General features: G+C 55.2%; 16 protein-coding genes and 1 pseudogene. 16 read left to right on the top strand and 1 reads right to left on the bottom strand.

The window, feature by feature from the left end; genetic code table 11:
* Window positions 1-42 precede the first annotated feature (42 nt).
* From spoIIIAE to B9T62_RS21205, 16 genes and pseudogenes are all read left to right on the top strand, one after another.
* Window positions 43-1,278 (top strand): stage III sporulation protein AE, encoded by a 1,236-nt coding sequence (spoIIIAE, locus tag B9T62_RS21285; protein ID WP_087917127.1) that lies wholly within the window; start codon window positions 43-45, stop codon window positions 1,276-1,278.
* Window positions 1,279-1,316: 38 nt separating this feature from the next.
* Window positions 1,317-2,063, top strand: coding sequence for a stage III sporulation protein AF (spoIIIAF, locus tag B9T62_RS21280; protein ID WP_087917126.1), 747 nt, complete (start codon window positions 1,317-1,319; stop codon window positions 2,061-2,063).
* Between the two features lie 28 nt (window positions 2,064-2,091).
* Window positions 2,092-2,733, top strand: coding sequence for a stage III sporulation protein AG (gene spoIIIAG / locus B9T62_RS21275; RefSeq protein ID WP_087917125.1), 642 nt, complete (start codon window positions 2,092-2,094; stop codon window positions 2,731-2,733).
* Between the two features lie 48 nt (window positions 2,734-2,781).
* Window positions 2,782-3,678 (top strand): SpoIIIAH-like family protein, encoded by an 897-nt coding sequence (locus B9T62_RS21270; protein WP_087917124.1) that lies wholly within the window; start codon window positions 2,782-2,784, stop codon window positions 3,676-3,678.
* 151 nt (window positions 3,679-3,829) lie between these two features.
* The gene (gene accB, locus B9T62_RS21265) at window positions 3,830-4,339 is read left to right on the top strand and encodes an acetyl-CoA carboxylase biotin carboxyl carrier protein (protein ID WP_087917123.1); all 510 of its coding nucleotides are present in this window, start codon (window positions 3,830-3,832) and stop codon (window positions 4,337-4,339) included.
* 53 nt (window positions 4,340-4,392) lie between these two features.
* On the top strand, window positions 4,393-5,736 hold the full coding sequence (gene accC, locus B9T62_RS21260; protein ID WP_087917122.1) for an acetyl-CoA carboxylase biotin carboxylase subunit: 1,344 nt from the start codon (window positions 4,393-4,395) through the stop codon (window positions 5,734-5,736).
* 116 nt (window positions 5,737-5,852) lie between these two features.
* A complete protein-coding gene (locus B9T62_RS21255) occupies window positions 5,853-6,269 on the top strand; it encodes an Asp23/Gls24 family envelope stress response protein (RefSeq protein ID WP_087917121.1) in 417 nt (138 codons plus the stop codon).
* Window positions 6,270-6,343: 74 nt separating this feature from the next.
* Window positions 6,344-6,883, top strand: coding sequence for an alkaline shock response membrane anchor protein AmaP (gene amaP / locus B9T62_RS21250; RefSeq protein ID WP_087917120.1), 540 nt, complete (start codon window positions 6,344-6,346; stop codon window positions 6,881-6,883).
* A gap of 15 nt (window positions 6,884-6,898) precedes the next feature.
* Window positions 6,899-7,132 carry a DUF2273 domain-containing protein gene (locus B9T62_RS21245; RefSeq protein WP_087917119.1) on the top strand — a complete coding sequence of 78 codons (234 nt, stop codon included), beginning with the start codon at window positions 6,899-6,901 and terminating at the stop codon, window positions 7,130-7,132.
* A 1,316-nt stretch (window positions 7,133-8,448) separates the two neighbouring features.
* Complete coding sequence (gene nusB, locus B9T62_RS21235; RefSeq protein ID WP_087917117.1) at window positions 8,449-8,913, top strand: transcription antitermination factor NusB; 465 nt, start codon at window positions 8,449-8,451, stop codon at window positions 8,911-8,913.
* Between the two features lie 26 nt (window positions 8,914-8,939).
* Entirely contained in the window at window positions 8,940-9,797 is an 858-nt protein-coding gene (gene folD, locus B9T62_RS21230) for a bifunctional methylenetetrahydrofolate dehydrogenase/methenyltetrahydrofolate cyclohydrolase FolD (protein WP_087917116.1), read from the top strand.
* Window positions 9,798-9,804: 7 nt separating this feature from the next.
* Window positions 9,805-11,178, top strand: a complete 1,374-nt coding sequence (gene xseA / locus B9T62_RS21225) for an exodeoxyribonuclease VII large subunit (protein ID WP_087917115.1) — start codon at window positions 9,805-9,807, stop codon at window positions 11,176-11,178.
* On the top strand, window positions 11,150-11,419 hold the full coding sequence (gene xseB / locus B9T62_RS21220; protein ID WP_087917114.1) for an exodeoxyribonuclease VII small subunit: 270 nt from the start codon (window positions 11,150-11,152) through the stop codon (window positions 11,417-11,419). Before xseA ends, xseB begins: the two co-directional genes overlap by 29 nt.
* The gene (locus tag B9T62_RS21215; protein ID WP_087917113.1) at window positions 11,406-12,356 is read left to right on the top strand and encodes a polyprenyl synthetase family protein; all 951 of its coding nucleotides are present in this window, start codon (window positions 11,406-11,408) and stop codon (window positions 12,354-12,356) included. The genes xseB and B9T62_RS21215 overlap by 14 nt, the downstream gene beginning before the upstream one ends.
* A 96-nt stretch (window positions 12,357-12,452) precedes the next feature.
* Entirely contained in the window at window positions 12,453-14,357 is a 1,905-nt protein-coding gene (dxs, locus tag B9T62_RS21210; protein WP_087917112.1) for a 1-deoxy-D-xylulose-5-phosphate synthase, read from the top strand.
* 45 nt (window positions 14,358-14,402) lie between these two features.
* A pseudogene (locus tag B9T62_RS21205) lies at window positions 14,403-15,140 on the top strand (TlyA family RNA methyltransferase); the annotation flags it as partial.
* Between the two features lie 789 nt (window positions 15,141-15,929).
* Here B9T62_RS21205 and B9T62_RS21195 read toward each other — a convergent pair.
* Complete coding sequence (locus B9T62_RS21195; RefSeq protein ID WP_087917110.1) at window positions 15,930-16,454, bottom strand: hypothetical protein; 525 nt, start codon at window positions 16,452-16,454, stop codon at window positions 15,930-15,932.
* Window positions 16,455-16,458 lie beyond the last annotated feature (4 nt).

Here is a 16,458-nt window from a genome sequence, read left to right as displayed (position 1 = left end):
CTAACGCCAAGTAGCCACGAAGCCAGGGCAGGAGGGGAAGTTATGCAAAAGCGCAGCGTATTCCGGCCGCCCAAGCTGCAGGCGTGGTTGCTGCTGATTCCCTGCCTGCTGCTGCTGCTGCTGCTGTCCGGCGGAACCGTGAATGCGGCCCCGTCAGCGACGCCCGCCCCGAGTTCACCTTCGGCGGTCGACCAGTGGGTTAAGGGGCAGATGGAGCATCTGCCCACGGATGGCGTGGAGACGTACTGGGATCAATTGATGAAGGACTACGGCGGATTCTTCCCGGACGGGCAGACGCCTTCCCTGATGGACATGCTGCTGCCGGGAGAGAAAGGTCTAAGCCTCTCCAGCATTCTTGCCGGGCTGCTGCGGTTCATGTGGCATGAGGTGCTGTTTAACGGCAAGCTGCTAGTCACGATTGTGATGATCAGTGTGCTGAGTATGATTCTGGAGACGCTGCAGACGGCGTTTGAACGTAAAACCGTCAGCAAGGTTGCCTACACGCTCTGCTATATGGTGGTGCTGGTGATTGCGGTGAACAGCTTCAATGTGGCCATTGGTTATGCCAAGGACGCGATTGACCGGATGATCGACTTCATGATGGCGATGATTCCACTGCTGTTCGCGCTGCTGGCTTCGATGGGGAATATCGTGACAGTCTCTGTAACGCATCCGTTGATTGTCTTTATGATCCACACCGTCGGCACCCTGATCCACACGATTGTGTTTCCGCTCTTCTTCTTCTCGGCGGTGCTGCATCTGGTCAGCGCCCTGTCAGATAAATACAAGCTGACCCAGCTGGCCAACCTGCTGCGCAATATCGGGGCAGGGCTGCTGGGAGTGCTGCTGACCGTGTTTCTCGGGGTCATTTCCGTACGGGGCATAACCAGCTCTGTAACGGACGGAGTCACGATCCGGGCGGCGAAATACATCACAGGCAATTTCGTTCCGGTCATCGGCAAAATGTTCGCGGATGCCACTGACACGGTCATCTCGGCTTCACTGCTGGTGAAGAATGCGATCGGGCTGTCCGGGGTCATCATCATCCTGTTCCTCTGTGCTTTCCCGGCGATCAAGATTCTGGTGCTGGCGCTGATCTATAATATTGCGGCAGCGGTGATGCAGCCGCTTGGAGAGACGCCGATTGTAACCTGTCTGCAGACGATCGGCAAAAGCATGATTTACGTCTTCGCCGCTCTGGCCGCCGTTTCGCTGATGTTCTTCTTGGCCGTGACCATCATGCTGATGGCAGGCAATGTAACCGTGATGATGAGGTGAGAGCAGAGAATTAAGCAGCTTCAGGAGGGAGAGAGATCATGGACTGGCTGGGAGGATGGCTGCGGGAAATTATTCTGGTTGTGCTGCTGGCCGCATTCGTGGAGCTGCTGCTGCCGAGCAAATCGATGGAGCGTTATGCCAGACTGGTGCTCAGTCTGCTGGTTCTGCTCACCATACTAAGCCCGATCATCTCGCTTCTGAAGGGAGATGCGGTGCAGGAGCTGGGCCTGGAACTCAGCCGCCAAGAGCGCAGCGGCGGTTTGTTCTCGGGAGGTAAAGGGCAAGCCGAGTCCTTGGAGCAAATCCTTGCTGATGGAATGAAGCTGGCGGCAGGCCAGCAGAGCCGGAGCCTGGAGCTGGCTGCGGCGGAGGTCGCGGGGCAGATGAAGGATCAGATCACCAGCGAGACGGGAGAACGCGGAGCCAAGGTTACCGTTACGCTGGGAATGAGCAGGAGTGCAAGCGGCGGAGAGGAGGTCCCGGTGATCTCGGAAGTGCAGGTGTACCTCCCCCCGGCTGCGGCCTCCGGTTCCGCTGTTCCGTCAGAAGCGCCTGATGCAGAGGATAGTGAGGCGATTGCCATTGTGCCTGTAGAGCCGGTTGAGGTTCATATCGGTACCGAGCCAACGAGCGGTGGGGACGCTGGTGCAGTAAGCGGACCGGCGGACGAAGCGGCCGCTGCTGAAGCGGAGGCTGTCATCCATCTGCTGGAGAACAGGTGGGGACTTGAACCTGGAGTAATCAGAGTAACAGGAAACGCGGATTCGACGTCAGACAAGCTGTGATATGGATAATAAAAAGGGGGTCAGGGGCATGGCGAATTGGTTCAAGAAGCTGGAGCAATGGGCCGGCGGCGGGACGGGAAGTCCCAAACGGAGCCATACCTTCCGCTGGCTGATCATTCTGGGCCTACTGGGAGCGGCGATTATGCTGTTCAATTCTTTTGTCAATGTGAAGAAGCTGGACAACGAGAACACAGGACGTGAGCCGCCTCAGACCGAGGCCGCGCAGACCGCACTGGTCGAAGGCGATGCAGGGGCGGCGACTCCATTCGAGAGTATCGAGCTTGCGATGGAGAACCGCACCAAGGAGATTCTGGAGAAAATCGTCGGAGTTGGCACGGTGGACATCATGGTTACTGTAGAGTCGACTGAGGAGATTGTAATGGTGCGGGATGTGAATGACTCCCAGCAGCAGAGCGAAGAGACCGACGCCAGCGGCGGCAAGCGCAATACCACCCAGTACACGCGGGATGGCCAGATTGTAACCTACACGCAGTCCGGCGATGAGAAGCCGATTATCACCAAACGGATTAAACCCCAGGTGCGCGGTGTGCTTGTGGTAGCCAAAGGGGCAGAGAACAAGGTGGTGCGCGGCCTGATCGAGCAGGCGCTGGAGAAAGGGCTGAACGTGCCCAGTTACCGGATTTCCGTCGTTCCGCGCAAACAGGAATAGAAGGTTCGGCTAGTAACCATTAACTTTAACTTTTGGGAGGAATAATCAATGAATGGCAAAAGACAAACAATTTGGTTGGTTTCCATGCTCAGTTTGATGGTGGTGCTCTCGGCTTATTATCTGTTCACCGAGGATTCGGGGGCGACGCTCCCTAAGGACACAGCAGGAACGATGCAGGTGGACCAGCTTAAGAATACAGCCGGAGCCGACCTTGTTTCCGCCGGAGACAAAGGTGTTGTGGTAAACGAAGTAGTAACTGAAGGCAAAGTTGCAGCAGATACGGCAGCCGTAGCCGATGAGAACAACACAGCGGCCGTAATTGAGGATGAGAGCAAGGTTGCCGACACCGCAACGGACCCGGCGGCAGAGGATCAAACGGCTGCAGGCAGCGACAATTCGGCTAAGGATAGCAAGGACACAGTCGCTACAGACAACACTGCTACAGACAAGGTCAGCAAGGACACCGCTGTGAAAGATACTGCCGTTCAGGAAACCAAGGATAAAGAGACCGCCCCGGTAACTGCAGACAAAACACCGGCCAAGGATGACAAGGCCATCCTGGATGAAGTAGCTTCCCAGAGTGTATCGGCCAGCAGCATGTTTAACAACTATCTGTATGAACGCCAGCAGAAGAATCTCGAAGAATACAATGATCTGATGGCCCTGATGAATGACATGGATAAATCGCCTGCAGAAAATGCAGTTGCCCAGGAAAAGCTGATGAACCTGGAAGAAAAAGAGTCCAAGATTGACGGAGTCGAAGTGCAGCTACAGAAAACCTACGGCGAAGCGATTGTCAAGGAGGAGGCTGGAGATTCCTACAAGGTAGTAGTGCTCAGCGATAAGCTGGATGTGAAACAGGCTGTAGGCATCGTCGATCTGGTGATGAAAGAACTGAGCGTCTCGCAGAACAAAGTCAGCGTGCAATATGTTTCCGAGCAATAAATCTGCTGAAAACCGAAGATCATGTCGAAAGAGCCCCGGGTTTGCCGGGGCTCTTTCCATTTCTATGGTTTGTGATATAATACATAACGTTATCTTGAAACCGTATGAATGAGAGTGGCTTTGAAAGAAAGCTGAAGGAGTGAACTGATAAATGTTCAAGTTAAGCGAGATTAAGGAATTAATACAATTGCTGGACCAGACCTCCTCCGTGCATGAACTGGAGATCGAAAGCGAAGGCATGAAGCTTGCCATCCGCAAACCCGACCGCACCGAGGCCGAGAGCGCAGCGATTCAAGCGGCTCCTTACAACGCCTATCCCTTTGCGCCTGTAGCGCATCCGCAGAACCCGCAGCAGATTACTTATCAGGCCGCCCCTGAGCAGCCCCCTGTTCCGCAGCCGCAAGCCCCTGCAGAAGGCACGTTACATAAAATTGTGTCTCCGATGGTGGGGACCTTCTATAGTGCAGCATCTCCGGAAACACCAAGCTTCGTCAATGTCGGCGACCGGGTAAGCGAGAAATCCACGGTCTGCATCATTGAAGCCATGAAGCTGATGAACGAGCTGGAAGCGGAAATCAGAGGCGAGATCGTAGCCGTACTGGCCGAGAACGGACAGCTTGTTGAATATGGACAGCCGCTCTTCCTAGTGAAGCCGGAATAGTCCGATTTGCAGTTAAGGAGCGTAAGCTCAGCATAAATTTTGGGAGGAAACGGATGAACATTCAAAAAGTGTTGATTGCTAACCGCGGCGAAATTGCTGTGCGCATTATCAGGGCCTGCCGCGAGCTGGGCATATCCACCGTCGCAGTCTATTCAGAGCCGGACCGGGATTCACTGCATGTCCGGCTGGCGGACGAGGCTTATTGCATCGGACCTACGGCGTCCAAGGACAGCTATCTGAACTTTACCAATATTATGAGCGTAGCCACCTTAACCGAATGCGATGCGATTCACCCCGGTTATGGATTCCTGGCCGAGAACGCCGATTTTGCCGAAATCTGTGAGTCATGCAACATTATCTTCATTGGGCCTTCGCCGGATGCGATCACCAGAATGGGCGACAAGGCGGTAGCCAAGGAAACGATGAAGCTGGCTGGTGTGCCGATTATTCCAGGTTCGGACGGACTGGTTGACGATATCGGGGAAGCCGTGCTGATGGCCAGAAGTATCGGCTATCCGATTATCGTCAAGGCTACTGCAGGCGGCGGCGGGAAGGGAATCCGTATTGCCGAGGATGAGGAGTCCCTGGTGAAGCAGATTACAGCGGCTCAGCAGGAAGCCCAGAAGGCTTTTGGCAATGCAGGCGTCTATTTGGAGAAGCTGCTGACCGGAATGAAGCATGTGGAAATTCAGATTATCGCCGACAACCATGGCAATGCCGTGCATCTCGGCGAGCGGGACTGCTCCGTGCAGCGGCGTCGTCAGAAGCTGGTCGAGGAGGCTCCTTGCTCCGTGCTGACCCCGGAAGTGCGGACAGCAATGGGCGATGCGGCCGTTCGTGCAGCGCTGGCCGTGAATTATTCGGGTGCGGGTACGCTGGAGTTCCTGCTTGGACCGGATGGCCAGTTCTACTTCATGGAGATGAACACGCGTATTCAGGTGGAGCATCCGGTTACCGAGATGGTAACCGGCGTCGATCTGATCAAGGAAATGATTTCGGTGGCCGAGGGCAATCCGCTGTCTTTTGCCCAGAAGGATATTGTCATTAACGGCTGGTCCATGGAATGCCGGATCAATGCAGAGGACCCGGAGCGCAATTTCATGCCTTCACCCGGCAAAATCGGCTTCTACCTTCCGCCTGGCGGTCCTGGTGTCCGTGTGGACAGCGCAGCTTATCCTGGCTATACGATTTCGCCCTTCTATGATTCGATGATTGCGAAACTGATTGTCTGGGCGCCCTCGCGCCGGGAAGCGGTGGCCAAGATGAAACGGGCCCTGGCTGAATTTGCTGTGGAAGGCATACATACAACCATTCCTTTCCACCAAAAGCTGCTGGAGCATCCTGTATTCCTGGACGGGAATTTCGATATCAAGTTTCTGGAGGAGTATGAAATTTAGGACGACTTCGGATTGTTTGTCATAAAGTTCGTCAAATGATATAGTATGTTAAATAAGAGACGTGCTTTGCGCTTGAAATATTGAACAACTTTTGGTCGAAAGGTGTGAGGTCCATAATGAGTACGTTGCCGACAGAATATGAACGGACGGAAATCGGTGAAATTCAGATTGCTCCCGAGGTGATCGAGGTAATTGCCGGTCTGGCGACTGTTGAGGTCAAGGGCGTGGCAGGTATGAGCGGCGGGTTTGCCGGCGGCATTGTTGAGCTGCTGGGCCGCAAGAACTTGTCTAAGGGCGTTAAGGTAGAGGTTGGACAACGCGAGGCTGCGGTGGATGTATCCGTAATTATTGAATACGGCAACCGTCTTCCCGAGGTAGCCGGGGAGATCCAGCGCAATGTCAAACGTTCCATCGAGACTATGACCGGTCTGACCGTTGTGGAAGTGAATGTGCATATTCATGATGTGCAGTTCAAAAACAATGGCAATGTTGATAAGAACGAGGAAACTGATCTGGTTGTCCGCGTTAAATAACAGTCATCGTTCTCCCATAAACCCCCGACAGCAAAGTCGAGGGTTTACTCTAATTTAAGGAGGTTATGAGACTCGTGGCCAAAATTTTGGACAGGCTTCTGCTGTTTGTGTACAGCTTAAGCATTGGAATATTATCTGTAATCGCCATCCTCCTCCTTAGCGGAGCACTTCCAGACGTGCCGGAGATTGATGATGGGCCTGCAGTCTACATTACCGCGATTGCGGTGGCAGTGGTTCTGTTCCTGTTGAGTATCCGTTTCTTCTACATTTCCATGCGCCGTGACCGTGCCTCGCTGCCTTCCGTGGACCAGCGGACGGAATATGGCGACATCCAGATTTCCATGGAAACGATTGAGAATCTGAGCCTCAAGGCTGCCGGCAAGGTCAAGGGCATCCGCGATCTGAAATCGCGGATTCGTGTCTCTCAGGCCGGACTTGAGATCATGATCCGGGCCGTGGTGGACGGTGAGCATTCCCTGCCGCTGCTGACGACGGATGTGCAGCGTCAGGTGCATGATTTTGTACAGGAGACTACAGGTATACCGGTCGCTGATGTGTCTGTATACATTGCCAACCTTACACAATCTCCAAGCTTCAAAAGTCGAGTGGAATAGAGGTGAATTTCCCTTATGTCCTGGAGAGAAGTATGGGAAAGTCACGGGGGTAGAATTGCCGGAGTAGCCTTCGGTTTTATTCTCGGGTTGATTTATTTAATTGTCGGGTTTTGGGATATGCTGTTCTTTGCATTGGTAGTGTTCATCGGATATAAGCTCGGCAAGCGGAAGGATTACCCGCAGCCTCCCGCTTTTCAGTGGAAGGATCTGGTAAGTAATCTTTCTGAGCGCTGGCGTCCCTTCAAATGAACCGCTATAGTTTTCTCCCGGAGCAGGAACCTGTATAAGCTTTTTATCGCCCGTTGCCCCGGGATGAAGACGCTGGCGGTTTTTTTCAATGTATAGGAAATAATGATTTACTTTTGTTGTGGACAAGGTATGTATAAAGATAAGGTGTTGCGCATTCCGCAGGAACAGCCTGCCTTTGTCATTAAGGTATTGCGAATTCCGCAGGAACAGCTTGCTTTTGTGTTACTACTTAGGACTCCTTATAAAAAGATTTACGCAGATTCTGTTCCATCTTTAGGGAGCCGAACAATTAGTTGCGAAACTGGTTACTGCTTAGGACCCTGCGAGGATATAGAAGGTTTACTTGCGAAGGTTAGGGGATCGCACTACCGTAATCCAAACGCTCCCCCACCCGAACTTCAGGTAACCTACGTCCTAACGGACCGTATAGCTCCTATTTCCTCATTTCTGCGCTGGTTTGGAATGTAACGGACCGCATAGCCTCTATATCAGATAAACAGGCCTTACCTAGTGGGTTTCGGCTTGAATAGGGGCTCCTGAGTCCGTTAGAGCTGCAAAACAGCCTTTTTACAGCAAATAGGGGCTCCTGAGTCCGTTAATAGTCTGAAAGTTAATCGCTGATTACCGGCGACAGCCTTCCTTTGTTATGCTTAGCCTCCTTGTCGCGCGGTGTGGTATGACAGGCTCGGACGAGTAACACAAGGAACACAAGGGGGCTCTAAGTAGTAACCAAAACTGCATCTATTTAACCGATTTTTTCCGTTTTGGAGGAAATAAGTGCGAATACGCATCTATTTTAGACTTTTGAGCGTTCCAGGAGTGATTTACTCGAAATTAGTTGCAGATTTGCACTTATTTGCCTGCTAATGGACGTTTCGGCTGAATTTAGTTGCAGTTTCGCATCTAATTACTCGGAAGGCTCCAGGGCAGACTCTAAATCCTGGCTGGAACCTGAGTAGTAACGTTTTTGCCTTTAAGGTCTTGCGCATTCCGAAGGAACAGCCTGCTTTTGGCCTTGAGGTGTTGCGCATTCCGAAGGAACAGCCCGCATTCGCCTTTCAGGTGTTGCGCATTCCGCAGGAACAGCCTGCCTTTGACCTTAGTCCCCGGCTCGCATCCCGTCAGGGATAGCGGGCCAAACCCTGCGGCGTCCAAGCGGTCCCGCAGGGATAAGCGTTCCCCCCTCCCAGCTGCCTAATCACAGTACCGCCAGGCTTATTCGCCAAACTTGCGGGTGTCCAGAGGGTACAACCCTTTGGGGCCCTCCCTTGGAAGGGAGGGTTTGGGAGGGATCGAATTTTTATTAGGAGGAACACATGAAAAGACGTATAGCAAGGGAAATTATTGTACAGAGCCTGTACCAGATGGAAATGAATGAGGTAGAGAGCGCGGATGCCGTGGATATGCTGCTGGAGGAAGCATCGGACGAGAATGAGACGGAGCGTGTCATCACCGATGAGATTCAACTGAAGGCGTATGTGGTGGAGCATGTGAATGGAGTCTGGGAGCATAAGGTTGCGATTGACGAGATGCTGGAGCATTATCTGAAGGGCTGGCAGATGAGTCGTCTGTCCCGGGTAGATCGCCAGATTCTGCGGTTAGCCACGTTCGAGATGGTGTTCGCCAGTGATGTGCCAGCCAAGGTTGCTGTCAACGAGGCGATTGATCTGGCCAAGCACTTTGGCACCGAAGATTCCGGCAAGTTCGTTAACGGCGTGCTGGGCAAGATGATCCAGGAACTGGATACGCTCAAAGCAGACCATTCCCCTACAGCAGAATAACAGTACACAATAGAGGAGAGACATTCATGACAGCAGCAATCATCAGCGGTAAACAGGTATCCGACGAAATTCGTATCGATATTGCCCGGGAGGTTGCCGGGCTGGCTGAACGCGGGGTGAAACCCGGTCTTGCCGTAATTCTGGTGGGCGAGGATGCAGGTTCCCAGGTTTATGTACGCAACAAGGAGAAATCCTGCATCAGTCTGGGCTTTCATTCCGAAGTCTACCGGCTGGATGCCTCTACCTCGCAGCAGGAGCTGCTGGCTCTGGTCGAGCAGTTAAATACAAACAACGATATTGACGGGATTCTCGTCCAGCTGCCGCTTCCGGCTCATATTGAAGAGAAGGCTGTCATTGATGCCATCGCAGTGGAGAAGGATGTGGACGGCTTCCATCCGGTGAACGTGGGCAACCTGGTTATTGGCGCTGACAGCCTGCTGCCTTGTACTCCGGCAGGGGTCATTGAACTGATCAAACGCACAGGTACCGGCCTGGCCGGCAAACATGCGGTAGTGATCGGACGCAGCAATATTGTGGGCAAGCCGGTATCGCTGTTGCTGCAGCGCGAGCATGCCACGGTAACGATGTGTCATTCCCGCACGGCGAACATGGCTGAGCTTAGCCGCCAGGCAGATATTCTGGTGGTAGCAATCGGCCGCGCCAATTTCATTGATGCCTCGTACGTGAAACCGGGCGCAGTGGTGATCGACGTCGGCATGAACCGGCTAGACAACGGCAAGCTGGCAGGCGACGTAGATTTCGAAAGTGCCAAGGAAGTCGCTGGCTATATCACGCCGGTCCCGGGCGGTGTAGGCCCGATGACCATCACGATGCTGATGAGCAACACGCTGGTTGCGGCCAAACGCCGCCGCGGTCTGGAGTAAGCGGGACATGGCGGCAGAGCGGCAGGTCTATTCCATTAAGGAGCTTAACCGGTATATCCGCATGAAGCTGGATTCAGACAGCCTGCTGACCGATGTCTGGGTCCGCGGGGAAATTTCGAATTTCACGCACCATGGCAGCGGACATATGTATTTCACGCTGAAGGATGAGAGTAGCCGGATCAAGACGATTATGTTCGCTTCGCATAACCAGCGGCTGCCTTTTGTGCCGAAGGAAGGTACCCGGGTGATTGCCCGGGGCAATGTGACCGTCTATGAACGCGATGGACAATACCAGTTCTATGCCACGCAGATGCAGCCGGACGGGATTGGCAGCCTGTATCTGGCTTACGAGCAATTGAAGGACAAGCTGACCCGCGAAGGCTTGTTCGCGGAATCCCGCAAGCGCCCGTTGCCGCGCTTCCCGCGCTGCATCGGAGTCATCACCTCGCCTACCGGCGCGGCGGTGCGGGATATCGTGATCACCCTGCGTCGGAGGTACCCGCAAGTGCATGTAGTGATCTATCCCGTGCTGGTGCAGGGCAAAGGGGCAGGGGCATCGATTGTGAAGGCCATCGAGCGGATGGGCGCCATGGGCGAGGCCGACGTGCTGATCGTCGGACGCGGCGGCGGCTCCCTGGAGGAGCTGTGGGCGTTCAACGAGGAAGCCGTCGCGCGGGCCATTGCCGCGTCCCCGGTGCCGGTGATCTCGGCCGTCGGTCATGAGACCGACTTCACGATCGCCGATTTCGCGGCTGACCTGCGCGCGGCCACGCCGACCGCGGCCGCCGAGCTGGCCGTGCCGCATGCCGGCGAGCTGGCGGCGCAGCTGCGCGCTCACGAGGAGCGGCTGCGCAAGGCGCTGCAGCGGCGCTCCCAGCGCGGCCGCGAGCAGCTGGCCTCGCTGCAGCGCTCGCTGGCGCTGGCAGGCCCGCGCCGAGCGCTGGCGCAGCACGCGCAGCGGCTGGACATGCTGCACGCGCGGCTGGGCCGCGCGGCGGAGAACCGGCTCGCCCGGGCGCGTGAGCGCCGGGCGGTGCAGCACGCGCGCCTGCAGCGGTTCCACCCGCAGGCAGCGGTAGAGGCGGCTCGGCAGCGCACAGAGAGCCGCCGCCGCGAGCTGGCAGCCGCGATGCAGGCACGGCTGCGGGAGAAGCGCTCGCGCTTCGCCGCAGAGCTGCGCCAGCTGGATGCGCTCAGCCCGCTGAAGGTGATGGGGCGCGGCTACAGCCTCGTCTATGACGAGGGGGCGCAGCACTTAATCAAGTCGCGGGCGGAAGTATCGCCCGGCGATACGGTGATCATCAAGTTGAACGACGGACAACTGGACTGCGAAGTAAAAGGAGTGAGAGAAGATGGCCAAACCGGCAGAATCGGCAGCTGAACTGGATTTCGAACAGGCAATGGAACAGCTCGAGGAGATTGTACGCGAACTGGAGCATGGAGATGTGCCGCTGGAGAAGGCGATCGATCTGTTCCAGCAGGGTATGAAGCTGTCCCAGCTGTGCGGAGGAAGGCTTGCGCAGGTGGAGCAGAAGATTGAGATGATTACGCTGGAGGATGGGGAACTGCGCAAGAAGCCGTTTGGTGCCCGCCTGGAAGGGGAAACTGATGACTCCTTATGAGCAGCAGGACTCTGAAGCCGGCAGCGAAGCAGAGGAGCTGCGCCAGCCGCTGAACGAATACATCACGGCGGTGAACGACTTACTCTCCGCTGAGCTGGAGACTACGCTCCCCGCAGGCTGGCAGGTGCCAGAGCGACTGCGGGAAGCGATGAAATATTCGCTGGATGCAGGCGGCAAGCGGCTGCGCCCGCTGCTGGTGCTCGCTGCCTGCGAAGCGGCAGGCGGAGAACGCGAGGCGGCGGTGCCTGTGGCTGCAGCCATTGAGATGGTCCACACCTATTCGCTGATTCATGATGACCTGCCTGCGATGGACAATGATGACTATCGGCGGGGCAAGCTGACGAATCATAAGGTATTCGGCGATGCGGCCGCCATCCTGGCCGGAGACGCCCTGCTGACCCACGCGTTCTACAGTGTGGTGCAGGCTTCCCGCAGATATGGTGTTTCTGCGGACAGCGCGCTTTCCATCGTGGAGGATCTGGCCGAGATGGCGGGTCCGCGCGGTATGGTTGGTGGCCAGATCGCCGATATGGATGGTGAGCAGGGACTGACCGATCTGGCCCAGCTGCAGTATATCCATCTGCACAAGACCGGAGATCTGATCATCTTCTCCCTGCTGGCAGGCGGAAGAATCGCCGGGGCCGGGCAGCAGCAGCTGGAAGCGCTGCGAGAATTCGGAACGGCGATTGGGCTCGCTTTTCAGATTCAGGACGATATCCTTGATCTCGTCGGAGACGAAGGCAAGCTTGGCAAAAAAACGGGCAGCGATATCAAGCAGCAGAAGGTGACCTACCCGTATTTCATCGGTCTTGAGGCTTCGCGCGAAGAAGTGCGCCGACTGACGGACAATGCCCGCACTGCCGTGCTGAAAGGCGGTTTCGCCGACAGCCGCAGACTGCTGGAAATTGCCGATTATTTAATGAAAAGAGATCATTAAGCATTATGCGTAAACGGCTGTGCTAGGGCAGCCGTTTCGTTTGTGTTATAATGGGTTTTATATATTTTACAACATCCAGGAAAGCGGGGAATACTCGTGCTGCTTCCACAAATAAATGATCCACAGCAACTGAAAACCTTGTCAGTCACAGAACTGGCTACCCTTGCGGAGGAGATCCGCCGGTTTCTGATCGATAAGCTTACCGTTACCGGCGGACATCTCGGTTCCAATCTGGGGGTAGTGGAGCTCACGCTGGCCTTGCATTATTGCTATAACAGTCCAAAGGACAAGATGATCTACGACGTAGGCCACCAGGCTTATGTGCACAAAATATTGACCGGACGCCAGAACCGCTTCGACACGCTGCGCAAGCATCAGGGGTTGTGCGGTTTCGTCAAACGCTCCGAGAGTGAGCATGATGTCTGGGAAGCCGGACACAGCAGCACCTCCTTGTCGGCAGCGATGGGCATGGCAGTTGCCCGTGATCTGAAAGGCGAGGACAATAAGGTTATTGCCGTGATCGGGGACGGTGCTTTGACGGGCGGCATGGCTTTTGAAGCGCTTAACCATATCGGCCACGAGAAGCGCAAGCTGATGGTTATTCTCAATGATAATGAAATGTCGATTGCCCCGAACGTGGGCGCGATGCACAACTATTTAAGCAAAATCCGCTCCGACCGCCATTATCTGCGGGCCAAGGATGAAGTGGAAGGACTGCTACTGAAGATTCCCGCGATCGGCGGAAGACTGGCGAAGACCGCAGAACGGCTGAAGGACAGCTTGAAATACATGATGGTTCCAGGCGTGTTGTTCGAAGAGCTTGGCTTTACCTACCTAGGACCTGTCGATGGACATGACCTGGAGAAGATGATTGACACCTTCCACCAGGCGGACAACGTGGCTGGACCGGTGCTAGTGCATGTGCTGACCACGAAGGGCAAAGGTTATAAACCGGCGGAGACCGATTTCTATAAATCGCATGCCATTTCCCCTTACAAAATCGAATCCGGCGCTGCTCTTAAGGCCGTAGGCACTCCGATGTATACCGAGGTGTTCGGCCAGACGCTGATTGAGCTGGGCCGTGAGGACAAACGGCTGATCGCCGTTACACCGGCGATGCCGGGCGGATCGGGACTGTTCCCGTTCGCCAAGGAGTTCCCCGACCGGATGATCGATGTGGGGATTGCCGAGCAGCATGCGGCTACGCTGTGCGCAGCGCTTGCCATGGAAGGTATGAAGCCGGTATACGCAGTCTATTCGACGTTCATGCAGCGCGCGTATGACCAGATTGTGCATGACATCTGCCGTCACAATGCCAATGTGATGTTCGCCATCGACCGTGCCGGCTTTGTCGGGGCGGACGGGGAGACGCATCAGGGCGTTTACGATATAGCTTTTATGCGGCATATCCCGAATATGGTGTTGATGATGCCAAAGGATGAGAACGAACTGCGCCATATGATGAAGACGGCGCTTGACTATAATGATGGACCGATTGCCTACCGCTACCCGCGGATTAACGGCACGGGTGTGACTATGGATGCCGAGCTGCACGCCTTGCCGATTGGTTCCTGGGAGCGGCTGCGCGGCGGAGACGAATACGCCATTGTGGCCTGTGGCCCGATGGTCCAGGTGGCAGAGGAAGCGGCTGAGCTGCTGAAGCGTGAAGGCAAGCAGGTCGGTGTAGTCAACGCCCGCTTCCTGAAGCCTATGGACAACGACATGCTGCTGGAGCTTAGCCGTGCTGGTACAGGCATGGTTGTGCTGGAAGAAGCCAGCCAGGCGGGAAGCCTGGGCAGTGCTGTGCTGGAATTCTATGCCGAGCATGAAATTTACGATGCGCGCGTCCATCTGATGGGTGTGCCGGATCTGTTCATAGAACACGGCTCGATCAAGGAGCAGCGCCAAGAGACAGGGCTGACCGCAGAAGCCGTCTGTGCCCGTATCAGAACGATGATGGCGGCAAGAGCTTTTCCATACAAGACGACTTCGTCTTCCTAAGCGGATACACGGAATCGGCAATTCATGAATGACCGGGAGATGACCATGGAACACCGCAAAGAACGGATTGATGTCCTGCTCGTGGAGCAGGGATTCTATGAGAGCCGCGAGAAAGCCAAGGCTGCGATTATGGCAGGCCTGGTGCTTGCGGATGAGGAACGGATAGAGAAGCCTGGGATGAAGGTATCACGCGGGTCAACGCTGAAGGTCAAAGGAGCGATCCATCCCTACGTCAGCCGGGGCGGCCTGAAGCTGGAGAAGGCGCTGCGCCAGTTCGGAATCTCCCTTGATGGGCGGATTATGCTGGATATCGGCGCTTCCACCGGCGGTTTCACCGATTGTGCGCTGCAGAATGGTGCGAGCCATGTGTATGCCGTGGACGTCGGCTACAACCAGCTGGATTGGTCGCTGCGCAACGATGAGCGGGTCAGTGTGATGGAGCGGACCAACTTCCGTTACATGACCCCGCCCGATCTGCCGGGACCAGCGCCTGATTTTGCCAGTATTGATGTCTCCTTTATCTCACTCAAAATCATCCTGCCGCCGCTGATGGCGCTGGTGCAGCGTCCGGCGGATATCGCCGCGCTGATCAAGCCCCAGTTCGAGGCAGGGCGCGAGAAGGTCGGCAAAACCGGCGTCATCCGCGATTCGGCCGTCCACAAGGAAGTGCTGCTGAATGTGCTCTCGATGGCCGAGGGCCTGGGCTATGCACTTCAGGGCTTAACCTTCTCGCCGATAACCGGCGGGGAAGGCAATATTGAGTTCCTGGCCCACTGGCGGCTGCTGCCGGAGACTGTGGATACTGAGGGTGCTGCTACAGAGGGTGCTGGTGCAGAGGGTGCTGGTGCAGAGGGTGCTGGTGCAGAGGGTGCTGGTGCAGAGAGTGCTGGTGCAGAGGGTGCTGCTACAGAGGGTGCTGCTCCTGAGGCGGATGTCTTATCCGCTGAACAAATTGCTGGCGACCTGAAGCCTGCCATCCAGGCTGCTTCCTTCGAGCAGCTGGCCGACGCGGTGATTAAGGAAGCGGCTGCTGCGTTTACGGTGAACACCGGGCACGGCAGTGCGCGGAAATAGACATCGTAGACCATGGACATTGTACTTCAGTAACTGCGCCAACTGTGAATTAATGCTCTTGAAGCTGCTGTTCCACCTGCTGGACTTAACTAATTATATTCGGAGGCTGTGCGACTACCCGGCAGCCTCTCTTTTTGTGTAAAGACACCGGCAATTGCAGAGAATAACAGGATGATAAAACTATAAGTAGGCCGGCAGCAAGTAACTTATTGGTTTAGAATGTTAGCTGGCCTACAAGGGGCATAAATGCCTCTGAACCACCCGACGTGGCCGCGTCTACCGCAATAAGAGGCATAAATGCCTCTGAATGGCCCGAAGTGGCTGCGTCCACCGGAATAAGAGGCATAAATGCCTCTGAAATGCCCGAAGTGGCTGCGTCCGGCGCAATAAGAGGCATAAATGCCTCTGAAATGTCCGAAGTAGCCGCGTCCGCCGAAATAAGAGGCATAATGCTTCTGAAATACCCGAAGTGGCCGCGTCCACGGGAATAAGAGGCATTTATGCCTCTGAATCGCGCGAAGTGGCTGCATCCGCCGCAATAAGAGGCATAAATGCCTCTGAAATACCCGAAGTAGCCGCTTCCGCCGGAATAAGAGGCATAAATGCCTCTGAATGGCCCGAAGTAGCCGCGTCCGCCGGAATAAGAGGCATAAATGCCTCTGAAATGCGCAAAGTGGCCGCGTCTACCGCAATAAGAGGCATAAATGCCTCTGAAATGTCCGAAGTAGCCGCGTCCGCCGCTTTAGCACTCCTTTTAAAATCACGCAGAAACGGATGCCTGAAAGCGATACGTAGTATCGCTGCTTCGGAAGCATACGCTTCGCTGAGGACGGCGAAGCAGTTTCTACTTGTCAAAAAAAGAACATGCGAATGAGCGAGGTTTGGCGTTGCTTTGAAATCGGAAATGCTGCTATAATACAAACGAATGTTCTGATTATTGTTGTCTAACTCAGCTGCACGCTTTCGCAGTATCGCTGTGTGAAGTAGCCATTTCTGCCAAGGCAGCAGGATTTCAGGGGTCAACGCG

Origin of the sequence: Paenibacillus donghaensis, from assembly GCF_002192415.1 — a bacterium.
GTDB lineage: Bacteria > Bacillota > Bacilli > Paenibacillales > Paenibacillaceae > Paenibacillus_AQ > Paenibacillus_AQ donghaensis.
The sequence above is the reverse complement of the archived record's forward strand: the minus strand, read 5'-3'. Positions and strand labels throughout refer to the sequence as shown.

Bases quoted from the DNA above. Each gene is read 5' to 3' on its own strand.
- accB (WP_087917123.1), top strand. From the start codon at position 3,830: ATGTTCAAGTTAAGCGAGATTAAGGAATTAATACAATTGCTGGACCAG.
- B9T62_RS21270 (WP_087917124.1), top strand. From the start codon at position 2,782: ATGAATGGCAAAAGACAAACAATTTGGTTGGTTTCCATGCTCAGTTTG.
- folD (WP_087917116.1), top strand. From the start codon at position 8,940: ATGACAGCAGCAATCATCAGCGGTAAACAGGTATCCGACGAAATTCGT.
- accC (WP_087917122.1), top strand. From the start codon at position 4,393: ATGAACATTCAAAAAGTGTTGATTGCTAACCGCGGCGAAATTGCTGTG.
- B9T62_RS21245 (WP_087917119.1), top strand. From the start codon at position 6,899: ATGTCCTGGAGAGAAGTATGGGAAAGTCACGGGGGTAGAATTGCCGGA.
- xseA (WP_087917115.1), top strand. From the start codon at position 9,805: ATGGCGGCAGAGCGGCAGGTCTATTCCATTAAGGAGCTTAACCGGTAT.
- spoIIIAF (WP_087917126.1), top strand. From the start codon at position 1,317: ATGGACTGGCTGGGAGGATGGCTGCGGGAAATTATTCTGGTTGTGCTG.
- spoIIIAG (WP_087917125.1), top strand. From the start codon at position 2,092: ATGGCGAATTGGTTCAAGAAGCTGGAGCAATGGGCCGGCGGCGGGACG.
- B9T62_RS21215 (WP_087917113.1), top strand. From the start codon at position 11,406: ATGACTCCTTATGAGCAGCAGGACTCTGAAGCCGGCAGCGAAGCAGAG.
- spoIIIAE (WP_087917127.1), top strand. From the start codon at position 43: ATGCAAAAGCGCAGCGTATTCCGGCCGCCCAAGCTGCAGGCGTGGTTG.
- xseB (WP_087917114.1), top strand. From the start codon at position 11,150: ATGGCCAAACCGGCAGAATCGGCAGCTGAACTGGATTTCGAACAGGCA.
- nusB (WP_087917117.1), top strand. From the start codon at position 8,449: ATGAAAAGACGTATAGCAAGGGAAATTATTGTACAGAGCCTGTACCAG.
- B9T62_RS21255 (WP_087917121.1), top strand. From the start codon at position 5,853: ATGAGTACGTTGCCGACAGAATATGAACGGACGGAAATCGGTGAAATT.